We start from the raw sequence: 26,278 nt of genomic DNA on the forward strand, positions 1-26,278 counted from the left end.
GCTGCACCTCGTTGATGCCGCCGCCAAAAGTCAGGATCAGCGCCGAGCGGTGGAACCGCTCCAGCCGCCCGAGCAGCAGCGCGCCCGGCGAATCCGCGCGGATCACCGCCTCCGCGCCGAGCACCTCCATGAGCAGCCGGTACCCCTCGATTGCGAACTCGGTGCCGAACACCTTGGTGGCAGAAGCTTCCGCCGGACCGAGTTCGCCGCGATCGGCCGCCCACGCGGTGCGCCAGTTGCGCAGCTTCAGGTATTCGGCGTGCGCGTGCACGGTGGCCAGGTGCAGGCGCACCCATTCGGCGTCCATGACGCGGGAGCCGTCGGGCAGCACGGTCTCGCGCGCCCACGCGGTCACCTGCCGCAGCGACTCCCGCAGTGGCGCGGCCGAGGCCAGTGCCACGCGTTCGAGATTGAGCTGGTTGGTGATCAGCGCCCAGCCCTGGTTCTCGGCGTGCACCAGGTTCGCGGCGGGCACCCGGACGTCGGAGTAGTAGGTGGCGCTGGTGCCGACCCCGGCCATGGTGTGCACCTTGGTCCACGAAAAGCCCTGCGCCGTGGTGGGAACGATGAGGATGGACAATCCGGCATGCTTGCCGACCGTGGGGTCGGTGCGCGCGGCCAGCCAGATGTAGTCGGCGTATTCGATGAGGCTGGTCCACATCTTCTCGCCGTTGATCACGTAGTCGTCGCCGTCGCGGACCGCGCGGGTGCGCAGGGAGGCGAGGTCGGTGCCCGCGCTGGGCTCGGAATAGCCGATGGAGAAGTGCAATTCACCGCGGGCGATGCGGGGCAGGAAGTACGCCTTCTGCTCCGCGGTGCCGTAGCGCATGATGGTCGGCCCGACGGTGTTGACGGTCAGATACGGCAGCGGCACGCCCGCCGCGGCGGCCTCGTCGAGGAAGATCAGCTGATCGAGCATCGGACGGCCCTGCCCGCCATGCTCTTTCGGCCAGCCCAGCACCAGCCAGCCGTCGCGGCCCAGCTGCCGGACGATCTCCTTGTAGACGGTCCCGTCGCCGTGCTCGCCACCCGGACCCGCCCGCAGCGCCGCCCGGACATCCGGGGTGACGAGGTCGGCGAAATATTCGCGCAGTCGCTTGCGCAATCGGTCCTGGTCTTCGCTACAACTGATGTGCATGGGCGAAACGTACGAAGCGGACAGCCCGCATTCGTGCGGGTGGCAGGAAGCTGCCAACTCGGACGTATCCACCCGGACCGCCGTCACGATCGGGGGAGTGATGAACAAGCGCACCGGCAGCCCGGCCACCGGAATCGTCCGGTTCAGCCAGGAGGGGCATTGGGATCAGGATGTCCACCGGCTGCTGGGATACGCGCGCCAGGAGGCCGTGGTCGCGGTCTCCAATCCCGCACCGTCCCTGGATCATCTGAGGCTGGGGCAGGTGGTCGTCGATGATCTGCTGAGCGCTGGCAAACAGGTGCGGTTGCTGTACTCCCCCGACTATCTGGAGACCCGCGATCGCCGACCGCTGCTCCGGCATTCCGCGCGGGGCGCGCAGATCCGGGTGACCGACAACGACTTCCACAACGCGCTCATCATCGATCGCAGGGTGGCGGTGCTGTGGAGCGGCGCGGGAGCCGACCAGCCCTACGCCTATCTGGTCCGCGAACCGGCCCTGTTGCGCGCCTTGCACCAATTCGCCGTGCTGAGTTGGCAATCCGGGCACGGACTGAGCGGGCGAGGCGACGACGAACACATCGAGCTCGACGACACCGCCCGAGCCGTGCTGCACACGCTCAACCAAGGTCTCATCGACGAGGCCGCGGCCCGCCGGCTGGGCATGTCGCTGCGCACCTACCGCCGTCACATCGCCGAGCTGATGACGTTGCTCGGTGTCCGGAGCCGCTTCCAGATCGGTGTCCGCGCAGCTCGACTCGGCCTGCTGGACGACACCCCGCGCTAGCCCGCCCCGGGTCGCCGCCCGGCCTGTGGTTAGATTGCGCGCAGTTTCGCCTGATGTTTGCTGTGCATCGAACCCAATTGGCTGTGATCAGCGGTGGAGGCGGCTCCTTGAACGTGCTGCGCGGGCACAAGATCTTGGTCGGGAATCTTGCTCTGGTAGTGCTTCTTCTGCTCGGCGCCGGGTATCTGGCGATCGAGATCGCACGGGTGAAGCGGCCCGGGAGCACCTATGCGGTGACCGTGCAGTTGGATCGGTCGGGCGGTTTGCAGGCCGGTAACGACGTGACCTGGCGTGGGTACCGGGTGGGATCGGTCCGAGCGGTCGACATCATCGACGGCGGGGGCGCGATCGCGGCGACCGCGGAAATCGATGACCGGTACCGCATTCCGGCCGATACCGAGATCCATGTCGGGGCGCTGTCCGGGGCGGGTGAGCAGTACATCGACTTCCGGCCGCGCACCGACCGGCCGCCCTATCTGCGCGACGGGCAGGTGATTCCGTTCGATCCGAAGCAGACCAGCACGCCGACCCCGATCTGGGAGACCCTGGCCGACAGCAATGAGCTGATCGCACAGATCGATCCGGACAAATACGCGGTCATTCTCGACAATCTGAACACCGCGCTCAGCGGCGGTCCCGAGCAGTTGCGCGGCCTCATCGACGGGCTGAGCCTGGCCACCACCGGGCTGGACAACCGGCTGCCGCAGACGGTGAGCCTCATCGAGAATCTGCGCGTCATCGCGGGCACCACCTCGCACGCGCAGCCGGATCTGGGCACGCTGACCCGCAATTCGCAGTTGCTGGTCGAGCAGGCGCGGGTGGCGGACGGGGAATTGCGGCGGCTGCTCGACAACGCGCCCGGGCAGCTGGGCCTCGCCAATGACATTCTCGACAAGAACATGGATCCGATCCAGAGCCTGGCCACCACCATGTCGGCCATCGTGCGGGCGGCGCTGCTGCGGCTTCCGGCGATCCGCGCGCTGTTTCCGTCGCTGGTGGTCGGCACCTCGGCGATGGGTGTGCCCGCGCACCATGGGGAGTTCTATACGGTGGTCGACTCCTGGCCGCGGCCGTGGTGCCAGTACTCGGTGCCGGCGCTGGCGCCGTTCGTGGTGACCGACGGCACCTTCGGACGCTGGAACTACTGCAATGATCCGCAGGCCGCGCAGCAGATTCGCGGTTCCGCCAACGCCCCCCGACCGGATGTGCCGAACAATGGCGCGCACATGCCGACCGGCGTCGATCCCAACGAGCGGACCCTGCCGCCGGTGCGGTGACACACCTGTTTCGCCACACCCGAGCGCGCGGTGAGACCGGCCCGCCCGCGCGTCCCGGCGGGCGTGTCGGCGCGCCTGTCGCGGTTTATCCCGCGAATCACGGTTCGCACCAGTCAGAATGATCTCGGTACCCAGTGGTCCCATGCTCGTTCCAACGGAGAGATGTCCTTCGCCCTGACAGGCGGCATTGAACAGGGTGGCGGGCCAAGGTAGGAGAGGGTCGAGACTCGATGATGAGCAGAAGTTCCCTCGGCTTGGCGACGCGGTCGGCGGTGTTCGCCGGAGTCGCGGTCGCTGGAATCGCGGCGGTGCCCGCGCAAGCCGAACCATTGTGGCCCGGGGGCCCGGACGTGCCCGGTGTCCCCGCGATCGTCCCCGGCATCGCCCCCAGCGATGTCAACGCGCCGTGTGCGACGGCGGGCGCCCGCGCCTGCCTCAAGCTCGGCACCAACGAGGCGTGGCTGATGGACAACGGCAAGGTTATTTTCGGCCCGACCCCCATCTCGCACGGCATGCCCGGCTACGAGACCCCGCCGGGCGTGTTCCACGTGTCGTTCAAGAAGCCGTTCCACTGGAGCACCATGCACAACGCGCCGATGGAGTACGCGGTGTTCTTCAACGGGGACATCGCTTTCCACATCGGACCGGTGGACAAGAAGTCGCACGGCTGCATCCGGATGACGCCGGACGGGGCCCGCGAGTTCTTCAACTACCTCAACCCGGGTGACATGGTCGAGGTCGTGCCGTAGGCGGATTCCGCCGCGAGAAATGGTCGAGCCCCCTCGGATCACCGAGGGGGCTCGTTCTTTCCGGATGTGGCCGTCAGTGGATGTACGACGCGCCGTTGACGTCGAGCACCGTGCCCGAGCTCCAGAGTGCTTCCGGGGAGGCGAGGTAGGTGACGGCGGCGGCGATCTCGGCGGGTTCGGCCACGCGGCCGAACGGGCTCTGGGCGCGCACGGCATCGGTGACCCGCTCGGCCACTCGTTCGGTGGCGACGAAACCGGGCGCGACGGAGGCCACGCCAATTCCGTAGGGGGCCAAGGAGAGTGCCAGGGACTGCCCTAGCGCCTGTACCGCCGCCTTGGTCGCGCCGTAGGCCGGGTGATCGGGCTCGCCGCGAAACGCCCCGCGCGAACCGATGTTCACGATGCGGCCGGGCACCTCGTTGTCGATCATGTGGCGGGCCACGCCATAGGAGACGTTGGCGGTCCCGAGCAGGTTCACGTCCACGGTCTGCCGCCAAACCCGTTGCCATTCCGGGTAATCCGTCGTCGGCAGCGGGTGCGGCAGGTTGATCGCCGCGTTGTTGACCAGGACGTGCACCGTGCCCAGCTGCGTGATCGCCTCCTCGACGATCCGGGTGGCCTGATCGGCGTCGGACACATCGCCGCCGATCAGCACATGCCCGTCCCCGAACAGCTCGCTCAACGTTTGCTCCGCCTCGGACTTTCGGGACGAATAGTGCACCGCCACCCGATCGCCCTGTGCGGCGAACGCCTTGGCGATCGCCCTCCCGATCCCCCGCGACGCCCCGGTCACCAACACGCCTCTACTCAGCACCATCTCCCCACCCTATGGATCAGGCGGGCGAGGAGTGGAAGGCGGTCAGGAGCCAGCGGCCGTCCCGGCGGATGACCGTCCAGGTATTGCGGACCCAGCGGTCGGCGGGGGCTTCGGTCTCTCCCGCCATGAGGATGGCGTCGCGGCTGATCACGACCGCGGCGTCGGGGACCGGGAACCGGACCAGCTCGGGGTCGGTGAGCACGCGCGAACCACGCAGCGTGCCTTCGAAACCGGCGGCCATGCGGGCGCGGACGGCCTCGCGGCCATTGCTGTAGACGCCGGGCAGGACCGAGGTCGAATCCGGGTCGTAGTCGGCGACGAAGGCGTCGGCGTCATTGGCGGCCCAGGCGGTGTAGACGCCGCTGAGCACGTCGAGAACGGCCTCGCGGTCGGCGGTCTGCACGGTGGTGTCGGACATTGTTCCTCCTCGGATCGTGGCCGCGGTGAGCGGCTCACGAGTACCTACCGGCGGGCCCTGCGGGATTCATCGGTCGCGGTGTAGAAAGTTCGGCAGGGCCTGTTTCGAGGAGCTGAGCACATGGTGGACGTGGACTTCGCGGCGAGCACCGACCGGTACCGACGGGAGTTGCTCGCACATTGCTATCGCATGCTCGGGTCGGTGCAGGACGCCGAGGATCTGGTGCAGGAGACGCTGTTGCGGGCTTGGCGGGCGCGCGACAACTACGACGAGAGCCGGGCCGGAATGCGGACTTGGCTGTACCGGATCGCCACCAATGTCTGCCTGACCGCGCTCGAGCAGCGCGGGCGGCGGCCGATGCCGTCCGGGCTCGGCAACGCACCCGGTGACGATCCGCGCGAGGCGCTCATGCACGGCGGGGAAATCCCTTGGCTGCAACCGATTCCGGATTCCCTGCTCGGCGATCCGTCCGAAGCCGCGGTGGCGCAGGGCAGTCTGCGGCTGGCGCTGGTCGCGGCCATGCAGCAGCTGCCCGCCAGGCAGCGGGCCGTGCTGGTGCTGCGCGAGGTGCTCGACTGGCCCGCCGCCCAGGTGGCCGAGGCCTTGGACATGACCCCGGCGGCGGTCAACAGCGCGTTGCAGCGGGCCCGGAAAACGCTGAGCCAGAGCGGTATTCGCGAGGACGAGGTGACCGAGAGCGCCGAACAGCGGGCCGTGGTGGACAGTTACGCCACCGCCTTCCGCAATGCGGATCTGGCGGCGCTGGAGAAGCTGCTCGCCGACGACGTGATCATGGAAATGCCGCCCATGCTCAATTGGTACTTCGGGCGCACGGGCTACACCGGATTCATGGGGCGCGTCTTCGACACCCGGGGCACGGATTGGCGATTGGTGCCCGTCGGTGCGAACGGGCAGCCCGCCTTGGCGGCGTACGTCCGCGACGGTGAGGGTGCGTATGTGCTGCACACCTTGCAGGTCTTCACCATTCGCGATGGGCTCATCACGCACATGATCGCCTACGCGGTCGAGGAGGTGTTCCGGGTCTTCGACCTGCCGCGGCGATTGTCCTGAGGCTCAGTCGTTTTCACCCGAGGCCAGCAGGCCGTGCTCGTGGGCGAAGGCGGCGGCCTCGGTGCGGCTGGCCACACCCAGTTTGGTGAGGATCCGCGAGACGTGGACGCCCGCGGTGTTCGCGCTGATGAACAGCTCTGCGGCCAGGCCCCGATTGCTGAGGCCCTTGGCGACCAGCCGCAGCACGTCCAGTTCGCGCGGGGTGAGTCCGAAGCGCCCGGAAGCGCTGCCGCCCTGGGGCTTCGCGAGTTGCGTCGTCGACCCGTCAATGGAGATGCGCGCCCGTTCCGAGACGGCCTGCGCGGCGTCGCGCAGCGGCACGGCTCCGAGCCGGGTGGCGATGTCGACGGACTCGCGCAAGGCCGCGCCGGACTCGACCCGATTCCCCTCGGCCGCAGCGGATTCCGCCAGCGCAAGCAATGAGGTGGCGACATCGTAGGGCCGTTCGACCGCCCGCCAGGCGGTAACCGCTTCCGCCCAGCGGGCCGCTGAGCCGGCCAGGTGCGCGGTGAAGACGGCACGCTGGGCGGCATCGACCGGGGAGGCCGTGGGCAGCGAATCACCCATGGCGAGCAATTCCGCCGGGGCACCGGCGATTCGGGCCGCCAGCACCACCAGCGGCCACGCCTCGTGCGGGTGCGCATACAGGCTCGCCGCGCCGACCGCATCGCCCAGCAGGTCGGAGAGCGCCGCGGCCGCGCGCGCCTCCTCGGCCGCACGCAGTGCCAGCGCGCAGTTCAGCGCGACCAGTTCGAGCCGATACTGCGCGGCCCAGGGACTGTCCCCCAGCAGCCGACCCACTTCATCCGCTGCCTCCTGTGCCACGTCGGAATCGCCCTCCGCCAGGGAGATTCGCGCGAAACACAACCGCATGGCGGCCCGGCTCAAGGGCGGCAGTTCCTCGAGCTGGGTCTCGTCGACCACCGTCCTGGCCTCGTCCCAGCGCCCCAGCGCCGCCAGCGCCTGGGCCCATTTGACGAACAGAATCGGCGCGGACTCGGTGAACCGGAACGACTCGTGCGCGGCCCGCAACCCCTGCCGCACCGCCGCGATCGCTGCCTCGTATCGCCCCGCCCCCACCAGCAGAGCCGACTCCCAGGTCGCCACGTCGACCACGATCCGAGCATCCCCGGCCGCCGCGGCCGCCCGATGGGCCTGCGCGAAATGCGCCAGCGCCCAATCGGTTCCGCTCGGTCGCGTCGCCTCGGTCCCATCCCAGGCCGACGGCCCGGCCGCCGCCACCTCCGCCGCAGCCGCACCGGCCAGTCCGAGATGGGCGTGGGCTCGCGCGACCAGTGCGTCGGCCCCGAGTCGCTGCGCGATCGCCAGCGCCGCCCGCGCGTCCGCCGCCGAGCCGACCGCGTCTCCCCGGAAGATCCGAGCCGATGCCGACTGCACCAGCGCCTCGGCTCTTTCGGCGCCCGCGGATTCCTCGGGCAACAATGCCAAGGCCCGCGCCAGGTCCTCCCCCGGCCCCGCCCCGGTGGTCCCGCGCAGATAGGCCCGCCACCGATAGAGCCGTGCCAGCCGCTCGGACCCGAACCCGGCCGCACCCGGTTCGTGCCCCGCCGTGGGAGATTCGGCGAGGGTCTCGCCCGCTCGGTTCGAAGCGCCGCCATCCGGATCGAGGATGGCGAGGGCGGCGTCCGCGGCGGCTATGCCGCGCACGGTGGCCCCGATTGCGACGGCCACCTCGACGATCTGCTCGAGGACATCGAGTTTCGTTGTGCGAACCAGTAATTCGGGGTTCGGGACGCGATCCCAGAGGGAGAGGATCTGCTCCAGCAGGCGCAGACGCTCGGGGTGGACGGCCGGTGCGGCCGCGGCGGCGGACCACGTGGCGATGAGGGCTTGGGGCAGATCGCCGGCGGCCTGGGCGTGGTGGGCGAGTTCGGCAAGGAGATCGGCTGTGGGAAGCAGGGTTTCGGTGCACAGGACGTCGGCCAGGCGGGCGTGCAGGCGGGTGCGCTCGACGGGGAGCAGGTCGTCGTGGATGGCCTGGCGGATGAGGCCGTGGCGGAATTCGTAGCCGGTGTCGGTGGGCAGGAGCAGGTGGCGATCGACCAATTCGCGTAGGGCGCTGTGGAGTTCACCGGGGGGCAGGTCGATGGCGGCGGCGAGCAGGTCGTGGCGGACCGGGGAGCCGATCACCGCGGCGAGGCGGACGGTGGTGTGCGCGTCCGGGGAGAGGCCGGCCTGGAAGCCGAGCAGCAGATCGGTCAGGTCCGCGGGCACCTCGTCGGGTGTCTGGCCGAGCGCCTCGACGAACAGCGGATTGCCGCCGCTGCGATCGAAAACCGTGGTGATGAGCCGTGGTCCGGGTTCGCGGCCGAGCAGGGCGGCGAGCTGACGGCCGACCTCGTGGCGGGTCAGCGGATGCAGATCCAGGACTCGAACGCCCGGATTGCGGCGCAGCTCGGCGACCAGGCCGCGCAGCGGTCCGGCCTCACCGGGCCGGTAGGTGCCGACCAGCAGGGTGTCGGCGTCGGTGAGGTTGGCGGCCAGGAAGGTGAGCAGGTCCCGGCTGGCGTCATCGGCCCAGTGCAGGTCCTCGAGGATCACCGCCACGGGCCGGTTCAGCGCCAATTGCTCCAGCACCGTGAGGATTTCGCCGAACAACCGGATGCGGTCGGCCTCGGCCGCCGCGCCACCGGTGTGAACGGCCAGCTGCGGCAGCCAGTTCGCCAGCGCCGGTCGCGGCGGCAGCAGTTCGGCCACCGCCTCGACGCCGAGCTGCCGGACCAGTCCGCGCAGCACCCCGAGGAAGGGCGCGAAGGCCACCCCGCCGGTGCCGAGTTCGGGGCAGCGGCCGATCAGCACCAGCGTCTCGGGGTCGAGTCGCTCGGTGAACTCGGCCACCAGCCGTGATTTGCCTATCCCGGCCTCCCCGGCGATCAGCACCGCGTGCGTGCCCGGATCGGCTGCCGCCGCCACGAGCGCCGACACTTCCGCCGCCCGACCGACCAGGGCGCTACTTCCGGGGTAACTCACCACCCCACGATCATGCCGTGACAGGTGTAAAGCGCCCAGCTTGTCCGCTAAATAGTGAATTGTCGTGATGTGGCCACCCCCTCTTTATCGGAAAACTCAATGTCATGAGCAGCAACGACATCCGCCCCTTCCGCATCGACATTCCGCAGGCCGACCTGGACGATCTCCGCCAGCGCCTGACCCGCACCCGCTGGATCGACGAGGTACCGGGATCCGGCTGGGAGCGCGGGGTGCCCACCTCTTACCTGCGCGAGCTCGCCACCTACTGGGCCGAGAAGTTCGATTGGCGCGCCATCGAGGCGAAGCTGAACGAGTACCCGCAGTTCACCACCACCATCGACGGCCAGAACGTGCATTTCCTGCACATCCGGTCCACGCGCGCGGACGCCACCCCGCTCCTGCTGGTCCACGGCTGGCCCGGCACCCCGGCCGATTTCCTGGACCTGATCGGCCCGCTGACCGATCCGGCCGCGCACGGCGAACCGGAAGCCCCCGCGTTCCACCTGGTCATCCCCACCCTGCCCGGTCACGGGTTCTCCGGCCCGCTCACCGAAACCGGCTGGAACGACGGCAAAGTCGCCACCGCGCTGGCCGAGCTCATGTCGCGGCTGGGCTACGAGCGCTACGGCGTGCAGGGCGGTGACCACGGCGCGTTCGTGGGCCCGCGCCTGGCCCGCGAGCACGGCGAGCACGTGATCGGCGTGCACGCCAATGCCCTGGTCACCTTCCCCACCGGGGATCCCGCCGATATGGCGGCGCTCACCGAGGCCGAGCGGCAGCGGATGGCGGCCATGAAGCAGTGGCAGGACGACGGGTCGGCCTACATGAATCTGGCCGGGTCGCGGCCGAATACGCTGGCGCAGCTGCTGGCGGATTCGCCCGCGGGGCAGCTGGGTTGGATCGTGGAGAAGTACAAGGAGTGGACCGACGCCAGCCATGAGCTGCCCGAGCAGGCCATCGATCGGGACAAGATCCTGACCACCGTGGCCATCTACTGGCTGACCGATACCGCGCGCAGTGTGGCGAATTACTACTACGAGCGGTTCCACGACTACACGATGTTCGCGCCCAAGCCGCAGGGCACGGTGCCCACCGGTGTCGCGGTGTTCACCACCGCGGATTTCGCCATCCGGCGGTTCGCGGAGAAGGCGCACAATATCGTGCACTGGTCGGAGTTCTACTCCGGCGGGCACTTCCCGGCGCTCGAGGTTCCCGAGCTGCTGGTGGGTGATATCCGGGAGTTCTTTTCCGGCCTGACCCGCTGATCGACGCCCTTCCGAAGACCGCACTGCTGTCCCCAAGGCGCAGTGCGGTTTTCGCCGTTTCCGGTCAAGCATATTGCCGCGCAAGGTGACCCAGGCTACAGTTACGGGCCAGTAGGAACGCTGGCGTTCCCAGAGGTTTGCGGAGGAATCGGCATGGCGAAGGCAATGAGCACCGTGGGCAGAACACGGCATCCGCTCGCGGCGTCCGGATCCGCCGAAACCGAAGCGGCCGCACCGATCTCCTTCCCCCTGCGGGATGCGCGGAGCCTGTCCGCCACGCTGGTGGCGCACTTCGCCGAGCATGTGGCCCGCTGCGGCACGCTGCCCGGCGACGCGCTGCGCGGCGAGGTCACCACCGTCACCCGCACCTGTCTGGAGCTCGCGGCCGGGGTTCTGGAGGGCCGCGATGTGAGCGCCAAAATCGAACGGCTGCAACGCGCGGGCGCGGATTGGGCGCGGGAGGGCATTCCCATCGGGACCATTCACCGGGCCGTGCACGACGGTTTCGCGCTGGGGTTCGACCTTATCGTGGACGCGACCGGGCCCGAGGATTACGCGCGGCTGGCGGTGACCGCGCGGCGGTTGTTCGAGGTGCTGGCCATGGTGGATTCGGCATTCGCGGTGGCGTACGTGCGCGAGCACCGGGCCGTGGTGGCCGAGCATCACACCGCGGTGCACACGGTGGCGTCGGCGCTGCTGGCCGGGCATCCGACCTCGACCATGGCGCGCGCCGGCGGAATCGAGATCGACGAGTCGTATTACATTCTGGCGCTGAGCATTCCGGCGCATCCGGGGGAATCCGATCCACGGGTGGACGGGGAGGTGGTGGCGCGGCGCAAGCTGCGGCGCATCCAGTCCGAGCTGGCGAGCCGGTGCGAGGGCCGGGCGCTGTCGCTGCTCAGCGCGGACGGCGGGACCGTCCTACTGCCTGCCGGCGCGACCACCGTCGCCCAGCTGGACGAGCTGGTGGCCGGATTGTCCACGGCAGCACAGGTTTCGATCACCGCCACGGTGATTCACGCGGAGACGCAGCGCATTCCGGACGCGGCGGATCAGGCGCACGAGCTGCTGGACATGGTGCACCGGCTGGAGTGCGCGCCGGGGCTGCACCGGTTCGACGAGCTGGCCATGGAGTATCAGCTCACCCGGCCGGGGCCGGGACGCGAATACCTTGGGACACTGCTGGATCCGCTGGACGAGTACCCCGAACTGCTGGAGACGCTGCGCCGCCACATCGGCAACGATCTGAGCCGACGGCATACGGCGCGCTTGCTCGGGGTGCACACCAATACCGTCGACAATCGGCTCAAACGGATCGGACAGCTGACCGGATTCGATCCGGCGCAGCCGTCCGGGTTGTGGTATCTGCGGTCGGCGCTGGTGGCGCGGAGTTATCGGAAGGCCGAGCGGGTGCGGATCGGGCGGCCCGAGCACATGGTCGCCAGCAGCGCGATGAGGTGAGCGTGCTCGGCGAGCGCGCGCGGGGCGGCGGCCACCGACCACACCGTGCGGTTCTCCGACGGGGGCAGCGGGCGGTCGGCGAGCCGGTCGGCCAGCCAGTCGACCATGGCCGGAATCGCGATGAACTGCAAGGGAAGATGGGTGCTGAGCCGGTCGCGCAGATAGTGGACGTGCGCGCCGCGGTCACGGTAGCGCTGCACGTGGGCATCGACGTCGGCGACCGCGATCACCTCGTCGTTGACGCCCTGCACGACCAGCAGCGGCATGGCGGGGGCCTGGGCGCCGGGGCGGATGTCCTCCAACACGGCGCGCATCACGGGACGGGTCAGCAGGGCACCGAGGCCACCCTTGATGTGCTGGTTGGCATTCCGCCCGGCGTAGCGGGCCAGCAGCGGGAAGGTCGCGATGTCCTTTGCGCGGTCGAGGAATTCGAGGTACTCGGCGGAGACGATCTCGCGGACGGTGTCGTCCAGGCGCGGATAGGCGCGGCGCAGCCCGGCGGTGAAGACCATGGCGAAACCCGCGAAGGGCGAGCCGTTCAGGCGGACGAAGGCATTGGCCGGATCACCCACCGGTGAGCCCGCGACCGCGCCGGCGATATCGAGTTCGGGGGCGTAGCTCGCGGCCAGCTCGGCCGCCCAGGCGGTGGCCAGGCCGCCACCGGAGTAGCCCCACAGGCCGATTCGCGTGCGCGGGTGCAGGCCCAGGGGCTCGAAGCGCAGGGCGGCGCGCAGGCCGTCGAGGGCGCGCAGGCCGGGTTCGCGGGCCGCGCCGAAATGGCCGTTAGGGCCGCCGTGATCGGGTATCGAGACCGCCCAGCCGCGCGCCAGGGCGGTGGCGATGAGCGGGAACTCCACCTGCGGGATCGCACCCAGGGCGCGGGCGCGGTGCTGCAAAGCGTAAGAAGGGAAGCATTTCTCGGCGACCGCGTCGATGGCGCACTGGAAGGAGATCAGCGGCCGGTTCTCCGATGGTTCGGCATCCCAGGGCAGCAGGACCGTCGTCACCACCGCCTCGGGTCTGCCCTCGAGATCGGTGCTGCGGTACAGCAATTGCCACGCGTGCACGCGCTGTGGAATGCTGCCGAACAAGCCCACGCGCACCCGCCGCGATCGCAGAATCGTCCCCGGCGCAACAGATCCCGGATCGATCGGCGACCGGTAGAACGGGTCCAGGCCGGGCAGCAGCGGACGCGCACGGGGTGGCTCGAATTCCGCCTCGAGGCTGTCGAATTCGACCGCGTCGCCGATCGTCATGGGGATCCTTTCCGAGAACGAATGGGGAGTGCGGGGGGCGATCAGATGTGGCCGCTGCCGCCGATGACCCAAGGGTTGAAGGTGCAGACCAGGTTCGGGTGGGCGGCGGGGTCCAGGGCGTGCAGGGCGATGGAGGCCGCGCGGGGCGAGTACATGATGGTCAGGTGGTCTGACACGTCCTCGGCGCAACCCTGTTGCAGCGTGATGTTTTCCACGGTGGCGTCGGGGCCCGGGGTGAGGAAGGTCCAGTCGTAGGGGTTGGAGATCTCGTCGTGGGTGGTGCCGATGGCGGTGTAGTCGACACCGGGGACGGTGTCGCCGTCGGCGTTCAACTTGGCGTAGAACGGGGAGCCGACGACCTGCTGGGTATTGGACTGGCCGATGAGCGGCTGATAAAAGCCGAGAATGTCGAGGCCGAGATTGGTGATGAACCGGCCCAGGCTCGCGAAGCCCAGCAGCGACGTGCCGTGCGTGGTCGCGCCGAAGGTGATGACCTTGCGCACCTTCCCCTGTCCGCCTTCGAATTTCATGTACTGGCTGGTGACCGGCCCGCCCTGGGAGTGCGCGAGCACGTCGACGGCGGGCGCGCCGGTGGCCGCCAGCACCCGATCGACGAACTGTCCGAGCTGCTTCGCGGAATCCTCCATCGGACCGACGCCGAAGCGGCCGGGCAGGATCGCACCGAACCCACCACCGCCCAGCGGGGTTTCGCGGCCGAAGTTGAAGGCGAAGACGCAGAATCCGGCGCGCGCGACCTGCGGGGACAGGAACGAGAAGCTGTCGTAGGTGTTGAGCCAGGTGCCGTGCACGAGCACCACCGGACGCGGATGCTCGGCGCTGGGCTTGCAGTTCCAGTCGTTGGATCCCGGCGGGGCGGCATCCGGATTCGCCAGGCCGAACGCGAAGGCCGCGAGAAAGGCCGACATTTCGGGGCCGACGCCGACCGTGTCCGAGGCGGTGCTGACGATCGCCGAGCCGGAACTGCTTCCGGTGCCGCCGGGTTCGGAGCTCGCCACGCCGGTCGCGCAGGCGACCGCGAGGGCGGTGGCGCCGGCGAACACGGTCGCGCCGAGGGTGCGGATGGTCGGCCTCATGAAATCTCCCCTACTGCCTAGAGCGGATTCGACCGAATGCGTCGAATCCGATTGCGACCGTAGGAGTCGGATGTGGCCCGTGTCACCGGCGCTGTGTCAGATGACAGTGCTCGCGGTCGTGTGATCTACGCGATTGTGGTGACCAACAGCCGCTTCGGGCGCGGGGCGATCTCAGGGCGCGGGCGTGGTCGAGATGGCGATGGCGGTGCGGGTGAACAGCGGTGCCAGCTCCGGCAGGGCCTGCGCGCCCTTCTGGTGCAGGCACGCGCGCACTCGGTCGTCGATACCGCCGAGCAGCATGTCGATGAGCTGCCGGTCGGGTTCGGCTTTCAGGTCGCCGTCGCGGACGCCGACGCGCACCACCGCCATGATGTAGTCGGCGAAGCGCTCGTGCACGCGCAGCCGGTGTTCGATCAATCCAGGTCCGGCGGCCAGGGTTTCGATGTACAGCGCCCGCGCCGCGCCCGGTTGCAGGGCCAGGACATTGAGGTAGATCTCGAACGAGATCCGCACCCGCTCCGCGAAATTCACGCCTTCGAGCCCGGTGACCGTCTCGCGCAGCTGCTCCAGGGCCGCGCCGACCGCCAGATCGTATGCGGCGGCAAAACATTCGTCCTTGCCGCCGAAGACCGCGTAGAAGGTCCGGCGCGCCACCTGGGCGCGGGTCACGATATCGGCGACCGTGGTCGCCGCATAGCCCAGCTCCCCCACCGCCTCCAGTACCGCGGTGCACAGCCGCCGGTACTGCGAGGCCTCGACCTGTTCGCGAGTCAGCCCGTGCCGGCCACGCGGCAACGGACCCGGCTCATCGACAGTTTCCACACTCACGCCCCCAGGATAGGTTTCCACGTCACCGGCCACTAACGGTCCGGCCGATACCGGGCCGGTTCGTCCGGCAATCCTAGCTACCGACTGGTCTGCATCAATTGGAACGGTGGGCCTGCCAGGCCCGGTAGGCGGCCCGGGAGCACACCGCGCACGGGCGGTATCCGGCCGCGATGGCGGTGTGCTCGTCGGCGAAGAAGACTCGCTGCGGGGCGTAGCCGCCGCGGGCGAGGGCGCGCAGGGCGGCCGGGCAGTCGAGGCGGCCGTAGATCCGCAGACGGCGATGGCCGCCGAGGGTGCCCGGGGTGCGGCTGCGGTACGGGCGGCCGTCCGGGCCGAGCAGGGTGTATTCCATGGCCGGACCTCAGGCGTCATGGAAGACGAGCCCGAGCGTGCGCCGCCGCCCGGAGCGCACGAGGCTCACGCCGTGCCGCATGGGTGCGGCCGACCAGCCGCGCGCACCGCGCACGGGCCGGTCGCGGGTGGTGAAGATCAGGCCGTGTCCCTGCGGCAATGTCATTGCCGCACCCCGGGATTGCGCCCGCGGCCGCTGCTCGACCATGAGAAACTCACCGCCGGTGTAATCCTCGCCGGGCTTGTCCAGCCCGATCACGACCTGCAATGGAAACACCATGTCCCCGAACAGATCCCGATGCAGCGCGTTCCAATCGCCCGGCCCGTACCGCAACAGGATCTGCGAGCTCTTCACCTGCCCCGCGCGATGACACTGCGCGATCCACTCTTCGAGGTCTTCCGGCCAGGTGCCCGGCCGCCCCAACCGCTCGGCCCAGTCCCGTGCGATGGGAAGGAGTTTCGGATACAACGCCGCCCGAAGCCCGGCCACGACCTCGGGCAGATCGTGCGTGAAGTACCGATACTCCCCTTCCCCGAACCGGTGCCGGGCCATATCGATCGTCGACCGGAACCGGGACCCATCGTCGTAAAGCGCTGCGAGCGTGCCGCATTCCTCATCGGTGAGCAACGGCCCCATGAGCGCGTGCCCGTGCGCATCGAGTTCCCCGGCCAGGGCCGCCCAATCCTGCTGGGCGACCCTCCCGGCCCACGCCGACTCCAGCGTGGTCCCCCGCATCATGCGACCCGCTCCAGCTCGAGCAGCCGCTGCTTCCGCTCCACTCCCCCGGCATATCCGGTGAGCGACCCGTCCGCCCCGATCACCCGATGGCACGGCCGCACGATCAGCAACGGATTGGCCCCGATGGCCGAGCCAACCGCCCGCACCGCCGCTTTCGGCGCTCCGATCCGCCGGGCGATCTCGCCGTAGGTGGTCGTGCTCCCGTAGGGAATCTCCTCCAGCGCCCGCCACACTCGCCGCTGGAATTCGGTCCCGCTTTCGCCGACCGGGATATCGAACCCGGTCCGCTCCCCCGCGAAGTAGGCGGACAACTGGGGAATGATCGCCGCGAACGCGTCGCCGTCGGCGGTCCACTCCGGCCGCACCAGAACGCTCTTGTTCCCGGCCATCGACACGGCGGTCAACATCACCGCCCCGTCCCGAATCTCCCCCACGAGCAGCAGTTCCCCAACGGGGCTCGCCATCGTCGTGTACACGGTCATCGCTTCCTCCTTGCTCGATCCGTTCGCTTTCCTCCACCCACTCTGGCCGAGCCGAGACCCGATAACCGGCGGAAATCCGCCATGGCATTTGGCGGCATTCGGACACCCCGAACCCCGGCGGAATCCGCGACCGGTTCCTAGACTCAGCGGCATGGTGGTGACCTGGCCGGACGAAGTGGACGACGTTCTCGGTGGCGACCTGACCTGCGCGCTGGCATGCAATACCGATGCGGGCGGCGCGGTCGTGTCGGCGGTCGCGCCGATCGGCCTGCGGGACCGCGAGCGCGGCACGGTGGGCGTGACGACATCGCTCGGATTCGGCCGAAAGCTCTTGCGGATCAAGAAGGATCCGCGCGTCGCTCTGGCCTATCACGCCCGCACCCACGGCCTGGCCGACCCGGCCAACCAACGCTTCGTCCTGGTCCAGGGCCTGGCAACCTTCGACCCGCACCCGGACCGTGCGGCCCTCGACACGATCGGCGAACAGGCAACCCCCTACCTGGGTCCACCCCGCCGAGGCCCCTTCTGGGACCGCTGGCTCAGCGCCTACTACGCCGACCGCGTGCTGGTCACCGTCGAGGTCCGCCGAATCATCGTCTGGCCCGATCTCCTGGCAGCCGGTGAACCCGAGGTATTCGGCGAACCGATGCCCGCGAATCCCCCTGCGCCACAAAAGCCCCCGGCCAAAGGCACCGCCCCGCGCGTCGACACCCCCGAGGCCGCGCACCGAGCCGCAAAGCTCCCCCACCACCTGATCGCCTACCGCCAGTCCGACGGCTACCCGGCGATCCTCCCCTTCACCTCACCGACCGCCGACCCCGACGGCCTCCGTATCTCCGTCCGCGCCGACCTGCCACCCGGCGGCCGCCGCGCCGGAATCCTCTCCCACGACTACCGCCCCAAGCTGATCGGCCTCGAAACCCGCCAACACACCGGCTGGCTGGATGTCGCAGACGGGCAGGCGACCTACGCACCGCACACCGCCTCGGGTTTCGTCGCGCCGCCGAACAAGACACTGCTACTGCTCGCCAACGGCTTTCTGGCTCGCCGTGGGCTGCGACAGGCAGCCCAGGACGGTTTGCTCGACGCACTCGCCTGAACCCCTGTCGCCCTGGTCATAATTTGACAGGGAAACTTGCAAGTTTTGCTGTTGTTGTGGAATTCTGGTGCGGTGAGAGCGCAGAGTCCGGGCAGGTCCGAGGCTGAAGTCGCCGCGGCAGCGGCTGAGCTTCGAGTCGTGGCCAGCCGGTTGTTGCGGCATTTGCGGGCCGCTCGGGCCGGGATCGAGATGACGCCGTCGCAGGCGGTGGTCTTGAGCCGGCTGGGGTCGGAGGGCGCGATGTCGGTGGCGGATCTGGCACGGGCCGAGAAGGTGCGGCCGCAGTCGATGCGGACCACCTTGGCGGCCCTGGAGGAGCGGGGGCTGGTTGCTCGCGGGGCGCATCCGACCGATCAGCGGCAGGTGTTGATGTCGTTGAGCGAGGAGGGGCGGCGGTTGCTGCGGTTGGCGCACGACGCCAAGGAGGACTGGCTGACCACCGCGATACTCACGAAACTTTCGGCCGCCGAGCAGGATTCGCTGATCGCGGCGATTCCACTGCTGGCCCGGCTGGTCGAGGACTGAACGGAATCACGAACTTCTAGAGAAGGATTGGCTGTTGACGTCGAAGCTGTTGGATCCGAAGTCCGCGCTGGTGTTGATCGATCTGCAGCGTGGGATCACCGCCGCGCCCACCCAGCCGCATGCGGTCGAGGATGTGGTGGCGCGGGGAGCGCAGTTGGCCAAGGCATTTCGGGATCAGGGGCTGCCGGTGGTGCTGGTGCGGGTGTCCTGGGCCGACGACGGCGGTGATATGCCGCCGGGGCGCACCATGCAGGCGGGCGGGGGGAATTACACGCCGCCGCAGGGCTGGGATGTGCTGGTGGACGAGCTCGATGTGCAGCCGGGTGATATTCGCATCACCAAGCGGCACTGGGGCGCTTTCCACGGCACCGAACTCGATGTGCAGCTGCGCCGCCGCGGGGTGAGCACCATTGTGCTCGGCGGCATCGCCACCAGCATCGGCGTGGAATCGACCGCGCGGGCGGCCCATGAACACGGCTATCACGTCGTGATCGCCGCCGACGCGACCGCCGACCGGGAGACCGATTCCCACGATCATTCGATGCGGAAGATCTTCCCGCGCCTCGGCGTCACGGCGACCACCGACGAAGTCCTCAGCGCCCTGGCCGAACTCCCGACCCAGGCCTGACCGACCGCCTGGTCAGTGGGAGTGGGCGCGGGACCAGAGGGCGGGCCAGCCGCCGGGGCCCAGCCAGGAGGCGGGGATGCGCAGACCGTGATCGGCGATCCGGGTCCAGAAAGCCTCACTGTCCGAACCGAATTCGTCGACGCCGAGTTCCCGCGCTGCCACCCGAGCGGTTTGCCAAGGGCCGGTCGGGTCGGACAGGGAGGTCACCGGGTAGCCGGGGACGGTGACAGCACGGGGTTCGCTGATCGCGGTGAGCGGGATGCGGAGATCCGGTGCGAGGGTGGTCGAAATGATGAGCGGGCACAACATGTCCGCGAGGGGGTTCCGGGTCAGCGCGTGCGCCAGGGCCGGATCGTCGGCGCGAGCCAGGCGGCCGAGGGCGGCGCGCAGTCGCAGACCGACCAGGTCCATGGTGCGGGCGATGGCGATATCGGGGTCTTTCACCATGGCGCGCAGGGTTTTCGACGGGATGGGAGCGTCGGCGCGCAGCGCGGTCAGTCGGGGGTAGCGCGAGAGCAGCGCCGGGTCGAGGGCCTCGAGCGCGGCCGCCAGGGGCCGGGTGCCCGAGGCCGTCCATAGGCGCGGCAGGGTGGACGGCTCGGCGGCGAGGGCGTTGGCGCAGATCCGGCCCAGCCGGTCGGCGGGTGAACGGCGCAGGGCGGTCAGGGATTTCGGATCGCCATCGCGGTCGCCCGCCAGGGCGGTGAGGACGCGCAGGCCGGGTTCGGACTCGATCATCGCCTTGCCGGCCGCGTCACGCAGCAGCGGCGCGACCTCACGCAGCGGGTTGGGCGCGGCCCGCCGGACGCGTACGGGCGGTATCGCGTCCACCGGATCGGCGGGTTCGGCTTGCGGCTCCGCCACCGGCAAGGTCGCCGCCCATTCCCGGAGCGCCTGGTGCACAGCGGGATCCGGGTCCCGATTGAAGCGACCCGCGATCTCGTTGACGAGCCACCCGCGGCCACGGCGCAGTTCGGCATTGACGACGATCACGTCCCGCTCGTCGCGCAGCGCGAGCAGAATGCTGCGGCCCCGCACGGCCTCACGCTGATACCACGGTCCGGCAATGCAATTGCCCATGTAATCCGACCATTCCGCGAGGCGGCCCGCCGTCCGCGCGAACTGGATGCGCAGGCCGGTCCCGGGCAGCACCGCGCCGTCGTGCGCCAATACCGCCTCGGCGATGTCGAATTCACTGGTCAGCGCCTGCGCGACGGCTCCGCTGCGCATCAGCCCCTCGCACAGCGATACCCAATCCCGGCACCGGTCGGGCGCGGCCGCCCCGAGCGCCAGCAGCTGCGCGGCCCCGGCCACCGCGAGCGGGATCGACTCCGCACGCGGAGTGAGCGGATCCGGCTGCGGCGCGGGCGGATTCGTATCGAACACCGGCACGCGGTAGGAGGGCACGGAAACAGCGCCCGCATGCCCGAGCGCCCGGGCCATGGCGTCGGCCAGGTCCGCCAGCCAGAGCAGATCGCAGCCCCGGTCGACGGCCGACGCGTCCTCGGCGAGCCGATCGGCGAGGCTGGGCTGATCGTGCTTGCGCACCAACGGTTCACAGTGCCAGTGCTGCGGCGGATGCTGCGCGGGGTATCCCGCCACCGCGCGCCACGCCCGCAACGAGCCGGAATCCCAGGTCTCGGGCAGCGATTCCACGGGCAGGGCGTTCCGGAACAGGTCCACGACCTCGTCCCGCACGATGGTCGCGTAGGCCAGCGCGGTGCGCAGCCGGGTGCGCAGGAATCGTTCGAACGCCGCGCCCCGCAGCTGCTGCTGCCGCAGCGCGGTATCGATCTCACGGAGATGGCCGATGGGCCGGGCGGGCAGCGTGGTCAGCTCCCCGACCGGACGCCGGGCCTTGTTGATCTCGCTGCGGGTGAAAAGCGCCGAGACGGCCTCGATCTCGCCGCGCACCCGCGCGATTCCGACGTCCGCGCCGAGCTCGTGCACCGCCACCGCCGCCCGCAGCAGCGCCGTCGCCGCCAGCGCGTCCTGGATCAGCCGTTCGACGCAGTGCTTCCAGAAATGCCGCCAGGTGGGCCGGAACTGAATGCCGTGCAACACCGTGAAGGGCCGGTAATCGTGGTTCTCCACCAGCTCGATGGCCTGGGCCTCGGCGAACTGCCGGTAGCGCTCGCGCAGCGGCTCCAGCACGGTCAGATCGTGCGAGGCGGCCAGTCGCGCCCGCGCGAGCCCGGCCAGCTGCCCGGCGCAGACGTGCTCCCACAGATCGAGCACCAGCTCCAGACGCCGTGGGCCCGAATACTGTTCGAGCACCCGGCGCAGATTCGCGGCCAGCACCGACGGCACGCCCTCGGGCATCGGATCGACCCCGTCGGGCGTCCGCAGCGCGAGCACCCGCACCAGCTGTTCGGGCCCGAGCACATCCGCGGCCGCCGACGCCAGGATGACCGCGGCCCATCGCCCCTCACCGATCGCCTGCTCCGCCGCCGCCCCGACCGGTTTGGTGGCGGCCACCCCGAACAGCGCCACCAGCGTGGCCGTGCGCTCCCCCAGCCGCCACGCGCCGCCCAGCTTGAGCACCCGCAGCGCGGCGATGACGGCGTCGCGCCGATCACCGGTGGCCCCGGCCAGCCGCGCCGAGACGAAGCCCTCGCCGAGATCGATTCCGGCCCCGGCGATCACCGTGCCGCCGACCTCCACCAGCCCGGCCAGATCCGCGCAGGCGATGGCCACCCGCGCCGGATCGCTGTCGCGCGCACCCAGCACGACGGCCGCGCCCTCGGGCCCGTCGTGGCCGACCTCCTCGCCCGTCTCGATCAGCCAGGCCCGCCGATCCCGGTCCGCGACCACGCCGAAGGCCAACCGCACTGCCAAACTCGAACTCCCACCGGTGAATTGCCGCGCGATCACGGCACGACTCCCGCCCCGACCATACGATCGGGGCGGGAGCTCGGCAATCGTTTTCGCAAAGCGCGATCGGGTTCGCGGCGTTCACAACCGCCGGGCGTCGGTCATCCAGATCTGGATGTTGGACGACTGGTGGTTGGTCCCGATCCGCCCGATCATCCGGACCAGATCGGTGACATCCTCGGTCCGGACCAGCAATTCGACCCGCAGCCCGGAACTGACATCGGTCTCGAACCGCTGCCCGCGATAGCTCTCGACGCGATTGTCGCGGTCGTCCACCCGGTAGACCTGGGTGACCACCATGCGCCGCACCCCGAAGGCGGCCAGGGCCTGTTTGATCTGATCGAACAGGCCGGGCGGCACCACCAGCGTCAACAGCTTCGCGTCCGCGCCGCCGCCCGGGTCCATGGTGTGGTCACCGATCATGCCGCCCAGGTGCAGCGGCGCCGACATCAGGATTCCTTGGCCGGAATCTCCGCTCCATCCTGTTCCACCGGCGCTTGCGGTCGCGGCGGCGGCTTTCGCAGCGCCGGGGATTGCGCGTGCACGAGCGTGTCGTCCGGGTACGCCTCTTCCTCGTGGGCTCCGATATCGCCGGTCTCGAGCACTTCATCGGGCATCCGCAGGCTCATGAACAGACTGAGCACCTTGAGGATCACGAAGGTCACCAACGCATCCCAGACGATGACCGTGGCCGCCGCACCCGCCTGCCACAGCAGCAGTTTCGGATGGTGCCCGTAGAGCCAGCCGCCGTAGGTGGCGTCGGGTGCGCCACCGGTGCCCAGGTACACCTTGATGTTCGGGTCCGCGAGCACGCCGACCAGCAGGCCGCCCGCCAGACCGGCCACGCCGTGGGTGTGGACCACGCCGAGGGTGTCGTCGACCTTGCGGAACAACCGGGTGCGCCCCAGCTTGTTCCACGACAGCCACACCAGCGTCGAGGCGATCAGGCCGATCACCATGGCGCCGAAGCTGTTCACGAAACCGGCCGCCGGGGTGATGGCGACCAGGCCGGCGATCATGCCGTTGACCGCGCCCAGGAAGTTGGGCCGCCGCGACGGGCCCGCCAACATATCCCAGATCACCCAGGTCAGCACCGCGCACGCGGTCGCCAGGTTGGTATTGATCACCGCGAGTGAGGCATCCGATCCGGAGAAGTACGGGTCACCGCCGTTGAAGCCGTTCCAGCCCAGCCACAGGATGCCCGCCCCGGCCGCGGCCATGGGCAGGTTGTTGGGCACCGCGCGTTCGCGGTCCCGCGCCAGCCGCGGCCCGATGACCGCCGCCGCCACGAAACCCGTGGTCCCCGCGGCCAAGTGGATGACGTACCCGCCGGAATAGTCGAGCGCGCCCATCTGCGACCACCAGCCGCCGCCCCAGATCAGGAAGGCGTTGACCGAGTAGGCCAGCGTCGACCACAGCGGCACGAAGATCAGCCACACCTTGAAATTGATCCGCCCGATCACGCTGCCCAGGAACAGCAATGGCGTGATCGCCGCGAACACGAACTGGAAGTACACCAGCGTGGTCTCGGAGAACCGGAAGTTCGGCATGAGCCCGTCGAGCAGCGGAATAACCGCTTGCTCTTGATTATTCGATCCTAGTACGGTGTGCGGTTTGCCTATTGCGGCCCGCAGAATTCCTGGGCCGAGTTTGATGGGCTCGCCGAACCCCATCTTGAAGCCCCACAGCACCCACACCACCAGGACCAGCGAGAATCCGGTGAATGCCATGAGCATGGTATTGACGGCCCATTTGCGTTGCACCAGACCGCCATACAAGATCGCGATACCGGGTATGCTCATCAGGCCGACGAGAGTCGCGGCTACCAACTGCCAGGCATTATCGCCGGGGTTCAGCCAGTCGGGATACGGGACCATTTTTCAGCGCTACCTCACCGCGGGGCGGGCAGGCACCAGACCCGCTCCAGCACTAAATTACGTTGTGGCATAAGGTGTCTAGCGTCACATCGGGTGAACCAAGTGTTGTGCCATAACGTTTCCCGGCGATTACGCGCGGTTAAATCTGGATTTCGCGGTCTCGCACTCGAATGCACGTGCATTCGAAATGAACGGTTCCCCAATAAATTCCAACCGGTTGGAACTCGAGTGACAGGGTGCGATCACTCCCGTACGATCTGGCTACGGGGAGCACCGGCCGGTTCACCCGGTCATCGACACCAAACGGGGGAATGAGGTTGAGGAGTCGTCTTCCGGCGACCATGCGCAATGCCGCGCAGTGGACGCGACGCTTCGTGCGCACCGCGCCGGGCGTCATCGGTGCGGTGGGCGCCGCCCTCGCACTGCTCGCGCTGATCGCCGGACTGGTGTCGGCGAACACGCAGAGCGCCAAGATCTCTCGCCACGACACCGCGCTGGCGCACACCGAACCGCTGGCGAACGCCGCGCAACGGCTCTACGTCGCCCTCTCGACGGCCGATGCCGCGGCCTCCACGGCCTACCTCTCCGGCGGCGTCGAATCGCACGAGGTGCGCGCCCGCTACGAGAACGCGCTCACCGATGCCGCAGCCGCGCTCGCGGAGGCCACCACGGGCGCCTCCGATACCGAGACGCGCGCCATCCTGGGCAAGATCTCGGCCGAATTGCCCACCTACACCGGCTATGTCGAGGACGCCCGCGCCAACAACCGCCAGGGTCTCCCGGTCGGTTCGGCGTATCTGCGGCAGGCCTCGGCGCTCATGCAGGGCTCGATCCTGAAGAACGCCGGTGAGCTGCAAAGCATTCGCCTGAACCAGCTGCACGGTGACCAGGACGCGATCACCGGTCTGCCGCTGTGGACCTCGGGCCTGCTGGTGCTGCTGCTGGCGGCCTGCGGCGCGGGCTCGTGGGTGCTGCTGCGGCGCACCAACCGCTGGGTCAACGCGGGCGTGGTGACCGCGGCCGGGCTGACCGTGCTGGCGCTGCTGTGGATCGTGGCCACCACCATCGCGGCCTCCGCGGCCATCGACACCGGAGCCACCGCCCGCTTCGAAAAGCTGGCCCAGGCCCGGATTCTGGCCCAGCAGGCCCGCACCGAGGAGACCCTGCAGCTGATCACCCGCGGCAATCTGGACGCCAGCGAGAAGCGCTTCGCCGCCAGCAGCAATCAGCTGCGCGCGGATCTGACCGGGCTGCTGCGCGCGGACTCGCCCGCGGTCAAGGCCTTCTCCGGTTGGCAAGACGGCCATCGGAAGGAAGTGGCCGCCTACCTCAGCAACAACTATCGCGGGGCGGTCGACCAGTCGATCAAGACCGACGGCACCGGTTCCGCGGCCCAGTTCACCGCACTGGACGAGGCCCTGAAGGCCGAACTCGAGCGCACGCGCCAGGAAGTGCGCGACGATGTGAACACGGCCGGAAATGCCCTCACCCTGAGCCCGATCGGCACGCTGGCGCTGCTGCTGGCCGCGACGGCCGCCATCGTCATCGGGGTGTGGCCGCGGTTGAAGGAGTTCCTGTGAAGACGCGGATGCGGATGCTGCTGGTGGCGGCGGTGGCGCTGCTGGCCGCCGCGTGCGGCTCGACCCCGGCCGCCGAGCCCTTCCAGCTGCCGCCCGAGAACCGGCTGCCGGCGGGCGCGACGGTGCTCACCCCCACCCCCAGTCAGCGCGCCGACGTGTCCTGCAATCCGCTCGCGAGCCTGCGCCCCCAGGGCGCGCAACCGCAGCCGGGCGCCATGCCCGCCGGATCGACCATGGCCAATATCGTCGCCAGCGGCAAGATCCGGGTCGGGGTGAACCAGAACGAATTCCTGTTCGGCTACCGCAATCCCGCCACCGGCGATATCGAGGGCTTCGATATCGATATCGCGCGCGAGGTGGCCCGGGACCTGTTCGGCGATCCGAATCGGGTGGAGCTGCGGCCCATCGAGACCTCGAATCGGGTGCAGGCACTGGCCAAGGGCGACGTCGATATCGTGGTGCAGAGCTTCACCCCGACCTGTGCGCGCCGCCAGGACATCCAGTTCTCCTCGGTCTACTTCGATACCGATCAGCGGGTGCTGGTCACCAAGGGATCGGGTATTCGGTCGGCGGCGGATCTGGGCGGCAAGAAGGTGTGCGGCATTCCCAATTCGACGACGCTGGACGCGGTGTTCGCACTTCCCCAGCGCCCCATCGTGATCGGCATCGAGAATTGGCTGGACTGCCTGACCGCGCTGCAGCAGGGGGAGGTCGACGCCGCCAGCACCGATTTGCCGCTGCTGTACGGATTGAAGATCCAGGATCCCAATCTCGAAGTCGTCGGCGGGCCCATGGCATCGGACAACTACGCCATCGGAATCCAGAAGGACAAGACCGATCTGGTGCGCTTCGTCAATGGTGTGCTGGAGCGGGTCCGCAATGACGGCACCTGGCAGCGGCTCTACAACGACCGTTTGAGCGTGCTCGGTCCCTCCAATGGTCCGCCGGCGCCCCGATACAGCGATTGAGCCGGC

General features: G+C 69.2%; 24 protein-coding genes. 11 read left to right on the forward strand and 13 right to left on the reverse strand.

Features of this window, described 5'->3' with window-relative positions:
- The coding region (locus tag ON43_RS37610) for an acyl-CoA dehydrogenase family protein (protein ID WP_040815465.1) at positions 1-1,138 on the reverse strand (1,138 nt) is incomplete at its 3' end.
- A 100-nt stretch (positions 1,139-1,238) separates the two neighbouring features.
- Between ON43_RS37610 and ON43_RS43125 the strand changes: the two genes are divergently transcribed.
- The 3 genes from ON43_RS43125 (at position 1,239) to ON43_RS37625 (ending at position 3,948) form a co-directional block, all read left to right on the forward strand.
- A complete protein-coding gene (locus ON43_RS43125) occupies positions 1,239-1,922 on the forward strand; it encodes a hypothetical protein (RefSeq protein ID WP_157514346.1) in 684 nt (227 codons plus the stop codon).
- Positions 1,923-2,005: 83 nt separating this feature from the next.
- Positions 2,006-3,199 carry an MCE family protein gene (locus ON43_RS37620; RefSeq protein WP_245568944.1) on the forward strand — a complete coding sequence of 398 codons (1,194 nt, stop codon included), beginning with the start codon at positions 2,006-2,008 and terminating at the stop codon, positions 3,197-3,199.
- Between the two features lie 233 nt (positions 3,200-3,432).
- Positions 3,433-3,948, forward strand: coding sequence for a L,D-transpeptidase (locus tag ON43_RS37625; protein WP_167333494.1), 516 nt, complete (start codon positions 3,433-3,435; stop codon positions 3,946-3,948).
- A gap of 73 nt (positions 3,949-4,021) precedes the next feature.
- On the opposite strand, the gene ON43_RS37630 is transcribed toward ON43_RS37625, so the two are convergent.
- Positions 4,022-4,765, reverse strand: a complete 744-nt coding sequence (locus tag ON43_RS37630) for an SDR family NAD(P)-dependent oxidoreductase (protein ID WP_040815467.1) — start codon at positions 4,763-4,765, stop codon at positions 4,022-4,024.
- Positions 4,766-4,781: 16 nt separating this feature from the next.
- Complete coding sequence (locus ON43_RS37635) at positions 4,782-5,183, reverse strand: SgcJ/EcaC family oxidoreductase (protein WP_040815468.1); 402 nt, start codon at positions 5,181-5,183, stop codon at positions 4,782-4,784.
- A gap of 120 nt (positions 5,184-5,303) precedes the next feature.
- Between ON43_RS37635 and ON43_RS37640 the strand changes: the two genes are divergently transcribed.
- Positions 5,304-6,254 carry a sigma-70 family RNA polymerase sigma factor gene (locus ON43_RS37640; protein ID WP_040815469.1) on the forward strand — a complete coding sequence of 317 codons (951 nt, stop codon included), beginning with the start codon at positions 5,304-5,306 and terminating at the stop codon, positions 6,252-6,254.
- Between the two features lie 3 nt (positions 6,255-6,257).
- Here the strand turns inward: ON43_RS37640 and ON43_RS37645 are convergent, their stop codons facing one another.
- Positions 6,258-9,245: a helix-turn-helix transcriptional regulator gene (locus tag ON43_RS37645; protein WP_157514347.1), complete on the reverse strand. Its 2,988-nt coding sequence runs from the start codon at positions 9,243-9,245 to the stop codon at positions 6,258-6,260.
- Between the two features lie 104 nt (positions 9,246-9,349).
- Between ON43_RS37645 and ON43_RS37650 the strand changes: the two genes are divergently transcribed.
- Positions 9,350-10,510, forward strand: coding sequence for an epoxide hydrolase family protein (locus tag ON43_RS37650; protein WP_040815471.1), 1,161 nt, complete (start codon positions 9,350-9,352; stop codon positions 10,508-10,510).
- Between the two features lie 153 nt (positions 10,511-10,663).
- Positions 10,664-11,971, forward strand: coding sequence for a PucR family transcriptional regulator (locus ON43_RS37655; RefSeq protein ID WP_245568947.1), 1,308 nt, complete (start codon positions 10,664-10,666; stop codon positions 11,969-11,971).
- Here the strand turns inward: ON43_RS37655 and ON43_RS37660 are convergent.
- The 6 genes from ON43_RS37660 to ON43_RS37685 all read right to left on the reverse strand — a co-directional run bounded on the left by ON43_RS37660 (position 11,902) and on the right by ON43_RS37685 (position 16,721).
- On the reverse strand, positions 11,902-13,227 hold the full coding sequence (locus ON43_RS37660; protein ID WP_083914124.1) for a lipase family protein: 1,326 nt from the start codon (positions 13,225-13,227) through the stop codon (positions 11,902-11,904). The two genes, ON43_RS37655 and ON43_RS37660, sit on opposite strands and share 70 nt — an antisense overlap.
- A 41-nt stretch (positions 13,228-13,268) precedes the next feature.
- Positions 13,269-14,321: an esterase/lipase family protein gene (locus ON43_RS37665; RefSeq protein WP_040815472.1), complete on the reverse strand. Its 1,053-nt coding sequence runs from the start codon at positions 14,319-14,321 to the stop codon at positions 13,269-13,271.
- Positions 14,322-14,492: 171 nt separating this feature from the next.
- A complete protein-coding gene (locus tag ON43_RS37670; protein WP_040815495.1) occupies positions 14,493-15,149 on the reverse strand; it encodes a TetR/AcrR family transcriptional regulator in 657 nt (218 codons plus the stop codon).
- 94 nt (positions 15,150-15,243) lie between these two features.
- Positions 15,244-15,501 carry an Ada metal-binding domain-containing protein gene (locus ON43_RS37675; protein ID WP_040815473.1) on the reverse strand — a complete coding sequence of 86 codons (258 nt, stop codon included), beginning with the start codon at positions 15,499-15,501 and terminating at the stop codon, positions 15,244-15,246.
- A gap of 9 nt (positions 15,502-15,510) precedes the next feature.
- Positions 15,511-16,236: a 2OG-Fe(II) oxygenase gene (locus tag ON43_RS37680; RefSeq protein ID WP_040815496.1), complete on the reverse strand. Its 726-nt coding sequence runs from the start codon at positions 16,234-16,236 to the stop codon at positions 15,511-15,513.
- On the reverse strand, positions 16,236-16,721 hold the full coding sequence (locus ON43_RS37685) for a methylated-DNA--[protein]-cysteine S-methyltransferase (protein ID WP_040815474.1): 486 nt from the start codon (positions 16,719-16,721) through the stop codon (positions 16,236-16,238). Before ON43_RS37685 ends, ON43_RS37680 begins: the two co-directional genes overlap by 1 nt.
- A 151-nt stretch (positions 16,722-16,872) precedes the next feature.
- Between ON43_RS37685 and ON43_RS37690 the strand changes: the two genes are divergently transcribed.
- The 3 genes from ON43_RS37690 to ON43_RS37700 all read left to right on the forward strand — a co-directional run bounded on the left by ON43_RS37690 (position 16,873) and on the right by ON43_RS37700 (position 18,973).
- Entirely contained in the window at positions 16,873-17,820 is a 948-nt protein-coding gene (locus tag ON43_RS37690; protein ID WP_040815475.1) for a pyridoxamine 5'-phosphate oxidase family protein, read from the forward strand.
- Between the two features lie 138 nt (positions 17,821-17,958).
- Positions 17,959-18,345 (forward strand): MarR family transcriptional regulator, encoded by a 387-nt coding sequence (locus ON43_RS37695; RefSeq protein WP_051179838.1) that lies wholly within the window; start codon positions 17,959-17,961, stop codon positions 18,343-18,345.
- A 34-nt stretch (positions 18,346-18,379) separates the two neighbouring features.
- Positions 18,380-18,973 carry a hydrolase gene (locus tag ON43_RS37700; RefSeq protein ID WP_040815476.1) on the forward strand — a complete coding sequence of 198 codons (594 nt, stop codon included), beginning with the start codon at positions 18,380-18,382 and terminating at the stop codon, positions 18,971-18,973.
- Between the two features lie 12 nt (positions 18,974-18,985).
- On the opposite strand, the gene ON43_RS37705 is transcribed toward ON43_RS37700, so the two are convergent.
- The 3 genes from ON43_RS37705 to ON43_RS37715 form a co-directional block, all read right to left on the reverse strand.
- Complete coding sequence (locus ON43_RS37705; RefSeq protein WP_157514348.1) at positions 18,986-21,811, reverse strand: hypothetical protein; 2,826 nt, start codon at positions 21,809-21,811, stop codon at positions 18,986-18,988.
- Positions 21,812-21,928: 117 nt separating this feature from the next.
- Positions 21,929-22,297, reverse strand: a complete 369-nt coding sequence (locus ON43_RS37710; RefSeq protein ID WP_040815478.1) for a P-II family nitrogen regulator — start codon at positions 22,295-22,297, stop codon at positions 21,929-21,931.
- Positions 22,297-23,724 carry an ammonium transporter gene (locus ON43_RS37715; protein ID WP_083914128.1) on the reverse strand — a complete coding sequence of 476 codons (1,428 nt, stop codon included), beginning with the start codon at positions 23,722-23,724 and terminating at the stop codon, positions 22,297-22,299. Before ON43_RS37715 ends, ON43_RS37710 begins: the two co-directional genes overlap by 1 nt.
- Positions 23,725-24,035: 311 nt before the next feature.
- Between ON43_RS37715 and ON43_RS37720 the strand changes: the two genes are divergently transcribed.
- Complete coding sequence (locus ON43_RS37720; RefSeq protein ID WP_245568948.1) at positions 24,036-25,304, forward strand: GlnX family signal transduction membrane protein; 1,269 nt, start codon at positions 24,036-24,038, stop codon at positions 25,302-25,304.
- On the forward strand, positions 25,301-26,272 hold the full coding sequence (locus ON43_RS37725; RefSeq protein WP_040815479.1) for a glutamate ABC transporter substrate-binding protein: 972 nt from the start codon (positions 25,301-25,303) through the stop codon (positions 26,270-26,272). Before ON43_RS37720 ends, ON43_RS37725 begins: the two co-directional genes overlap by 4 nt.
- Positions 26,273-26,278 lie beyond the last annotated feature (6 nt).

Source organism: Nocardia concava NBRC 100430 (assembly GCF_000308815.1).
GTDB lineage: Bacteria > Actinomycetota > Actinomycetes > Mycobacteriales > Mycobacteriaceae > Nocardia > Nocardia concava.